Here is a 2,285-nt window from a genome sequence, read left to right as displayed (position 1 = left end):
CGACCGGAGTGACGCTTCGGCTGGCGTACCTGACGCCTCGCGGGTCAGACGATCTTGCGCATCCAGCCGAAGGTGTCCTCGGCCCGGCCGAACTGGATGTCGACGAGCTGCTTGCGGATGGTCTTCCAGACCTCGCCGCCGGCGGAGGCGATGGAGCCGCCGTTGTAGACCAGCTCACCGACCGGGGTGACGACCGCGGCGGTGCCGCAGGCGAAGACCTCGGTGATCTCGCCGGACTCGACGCCGGACTTCCACTCGTCGATGGCGAACTTGCGCTCCTCGACGGTGTAGCCGAGCTTGCCGGCGAGCTCGATGATGGAGGAGCGGGTGATGCCCTCGAGGATGGTGCCGGTCTCGGGGGTGACGATCCGGCCGTCGGCGTGGACGAAGTAGAGGTTCATGCCGCCGAGCTCCTCGACGTACTTCCCCTCCTGCGCGTCCAGGAACACCACCTGGTCGCAGCCGTTGGCCGACGCATCGGCCTGGGCGACCAGGGAGGAGGCGTAGTTGCCGCCGGTCTTGGCCGCGCCCATGCCGCCGCGCCCGGCGCGGGTGTATTCCTCGGTGAGCCAGATCCGGACCGGCTTCACGCCGCCCTTGAAGTAGGAGCCGGCGGGCGAGGCGATGACCATGTAGGTCACGTGCTGGGCCGGGCGGACGCCGAGGAAAGCCTCCGAGGCGAACATGAAGGGCCGCAGGTAGAGGCTCTTCTCGTCGGTCTCGGACGCCTCGGGCACCCAGCGCTGGTCGACCTTGACGAGGTCGAACACGGTCTGCACGAAGTCCTCGATCTCGAGGACGGGCAGCGCGAGCCGCTCGCTCGAGCGGGCCATCCGGGCGGCGTTGGCCTCGGGCCGGAAGGCCCAGATCGAGCCGTCGGCATGCCGGTAGGCCTTCATGCCCTCGAAGATCTCCTGGGCGTAGTGCAGCACGGCTGCCGACGGGTCCAGGCTGATCGGCGCGTACGCCTCGATGCGACCGTTGTGCCAGCCCTGTTCGGGAGTCCACTCAACGGTGAGCATGTGGTCGGTGAAATGGTTGCCGAAGCCTGGGTTCGCCAGGACCTCCGCGAGCTGCTTGTCGGTGGCCGGTTGGGTCGACAATGTGGTGCTGATCTCCATGACCATGAGATTAGTCCTGTTCTGCGGTCGCTGTGCTATGCGGGCGGGTAAGTGATGTGGACAGACGAAGGGCCGGGCGCAGAAACTCTGCGCCCGGCCCCGTCGGGGTTGAGCGTCTAGCCGGCTACGCGGGCGGCGATCGCGTCGCCGACCTCGGAGGTCGTACGCGGCTCGGAGCCGCGCTCGGAGAGGTCCGCGAGCACGGCGGCGTCGATGGTGGCGGCAGCCTCGGGGTGGCCGAGGTGCTCGAGCAGAAGGGCCCCGGACAGGATGGCCGCGGTGGGGTCCGCCTTCTGCTGGCCGGCGATGTCGGGGGCGGAGCCGTGGACGGGCTCGAACATCGAGGGGAACTCGCGCGACGAGTTGATGTTGCCGGAGGCGGCCAGGCCGATGCCGCCGGTGATGGCAGCGGCGAGGTCGGTGATGATGTCACCGAAGATGTTGTCGGTGACGATCACGTCGAAGCGGCTCGGGTCGGTGGCGAGGAAGATCATCACCGCGTCGATGTGGAGGTAGTCCACGGTGACGTCGGGGAACTCCTCGGCGACCTGCTGGGTGATCCGCCACCACAGCGAGCCGGCGTTGACGAGCACGTTGGTCTTGTGGACCAGGGTCAGCTTCTTGCGCGAACGCGCCTGAGCGCGGGCGAAGGCGTCGCGTACGACCCGCTCCACGCCGTAGGCGGTGTTGACCGAGGTCTCGGTGGCGACCTCGTGCGGGGTTCCCACCCGCATCGCGCCACCGTTGCCGGTGTAGAGGCCCTCGGTGCCCTCGCGCACGACGACGAAGTCGATCTCGCCCTTGTCCAGCACGTCGGCCGACAGCGGGGAGGTCGCCCCCGGGAAGAGCCGGCTGGGACGGAGGTTGACGTAGTGGTCGAGCTCGAAGCGGAGCTTGAGCAGCAGCCCGCGCTCGAGGATGCCGGGAGGCAGGTTCGGGTCGTTGGGCTTGCCGCCGACCGCACCGAGCAGGATGGCGTCCTGCTCCTTGATCTCGGCGAGGACGGACTCCGGAAGCACCTCACCGGTGGCGAGATAACGCTCGGCCCCGAGGTCGTAGCGGGTCTGCTCGAACTTCACCGGGGAGACGATCTCGAGCACCTTGAGGGCCTCGGCGGTCACCTCCGGCCCGATGCCGTCGCCGGGGATCACTGCGAGGTTGGTC

The 2,285-nt window shown here is 68.6% G+C and carries 2 protein-coding genes; both read right to left on the bottom strand.

Annotated features, from left to right (window positions below; all coding sequences use genetic code 11):
* Positions 1 to 44: 44 nt before the first annotated feature.
* Positions 45 to 1,121 (bottom strand): branched-chain amino acid aminotransferase, encoded by a 1,077-nt coding sequence (locus ACFVJS_RS25865; protein ID WP_378886359.1) that lies wholly within the window; start codon positions 1,119 to 1,121, stop codon positions 45 to 47.
* Positions 1,122 to 1,237: 116 nt separating this feature from the next.
* Positions 1,238 to 2,285 (bottom strand): 3-isopropylmalate dehydrogenase (locus tag ACFVJS_RS25860; protein ID WP_378886357.1); only part of this gene is annotated, 1,048 nt, incomplete at its 5' end.

Source organism: Nocardioides sp. NPDC057772, from assembly GCF_042798075.1.
Lineage (GTDB): Bacteria > Actinomycetota > Actinomycetes > Propionibacteriales > Nocardioidaceae > Nocardioides.
This window is presented reverse-complemented; position numbering and strand designations above follow the sequence as displayed.

Bases quoted from the DNA above. Each gene is read 5' to 3' on its own strand.
- ACFVJS_RS25865 (WP_378886359.1), bottom strand. From the start codon at position 1,121: ATGGAGATCAGCACCACATTGTCGACCCAACCGGCCACCGACAAGCAG.